The sequence below is a fragment of the Paracoccus aestuariivivens genome (assembly GCF_009711225.1).
GTDB classification, from domain to species: domain Bacteria; phylum Pseudomonadota; class Alphaproteobacteria; order Rhodobacterales; family Rhodobacteraceae; genus Paracoccus; species Paracoccus aestuariivivens.
On sequence record NZ_WMIE01000064.1, the window covers coordinates 1 to 994 of the forward strand.

Genomic DNA, 994 nt, shown 5'->3' on the forward strand with positions numbered 1-994 from the left:
TTCTTTTTGGCAGGTCTGCTTCTTTGCGGCTTTGACGCGTTTGGGACCGCGTTGTCAGCTTCCTTGGCAAGACGTTGGGCCCGTAGACTGGCCGTCAATTCGGCCCGCCTCGTGTTCTGCTCGTCGACGATGAGCCGGGCCTGAGAAGTGGTTCGCTCCATCGCAGTCATGGGTGTTGTTGCGAGGAACAGACTCTGCGATTTGTCCTTGGGTGGCATTCAAAGCCTCCACAGGTTTGGCCCGGCCATGAGCGGCCGAACCGAAGCGCCTTGGGGGCGAGCCACTTAGGCGAGGGCGAGGTCGCGCGCGGATTCGCGGCCATCACGCGAAGTCTCGACCTCGAACGTCACGGCCTGACCGTCATTGAGACGGCCAATTCCGGCGCGCTCAAGCGCCGATATGTGAACGAAGATGTCCTTGCCGCCGCTTTCCGGGGCAATGAAGCCGAACCCTTTTTCGGCGTTGAACCATTTCACGGTGCCTTTGGCCATCGTGAGATCTCCTGTCTGGTGTGTCACCCGCAACATGCGGCGACCGGGCACAGTCAGATCAAAACGCAGACTGAAGCCGAGGGGGAGACAGGATGCACAGGGAAATAACGTTGCACTTTTGCATTTGGGAATGACCCGGTAGAAAATCAATACCAGAGCAGCGTTCTAATAATGAGCAGCTCCTTGGATTGCCTATCTCCCCCCCGCCGCGACCTATGCCTCGCATCAGGCCCCGAAGGAGCTGATCGACAAGTTCTAGGGCGTGTTCGACATGGGCTGGAATGTCTATCGCGGCGAAGAGACCTTCGAGCGCCCGAAGGAACGCGGGATCATCCTCGAGAATGCTGAGCTGACGCCCTGCCCGGCCAGCCTGTCTGCCTGGGACAGCCTGACCGACGGCGAGAAGCGGCTTTCCGCGCGCATGATGGAGGTCTTCGCGGCCTATGGCGAGCAGGTCGATTACGAGGTGGGGCCCGTGCTCGACTACGTCAAGATGCTGCCGG

At 60.1% G+C, this 994-nt stretch carries 3 protein-coding genes; 1 reads left to right on the forward strand and 2 read right to left on the reverse strand.

Going from position 1 to position 994, the window contains the following annotated elements; all coding sequences use genetic code 11:
* Positions 1 to 218, reverse strand: a 218-nt coding sequence (locus GL286_RS22260) for a hypothetical protein (protein WP_170295372.1), incomplete at its 3' end; no start/stop codon positions are given.
* Between the two features lie 66 nt (positions 219 to 284).
* Positions 285 to 491 carry a cold-shock protein gene (locus tag GL286_RS22070; protein ID WP_155097699.1) on the reverse strand — a complete coding sequence of 69 codons (207 nt, stop codon included), beginning with the start codon at positions 489 to 491 and terminating at the stop codon, positions 285 to 287.
* Positions 492 to 762: 271 nt separating this feature from the next.
* On the opposite strand from GL286_RS22070, the gene GL286_RS22075 reads away from it, so the two are divergent.
* Positions 763 to 994: hypothetical protein (locus tag GL286_RS22075; protein ID WP_155097700.1), on the forward strand; the 232-nt coding region annotated here is incomplete at its 3' end.

Excerpts from the sequence above, each read along its gene's own strand:
- GL286_RS22070 (WP_155097699.1), bottom strand. The coding sequence starts at position 491 with ATGGCCAAAGGCACCGTGAAATGGTTCAACGCCGAAAAAGGGTTCGGC.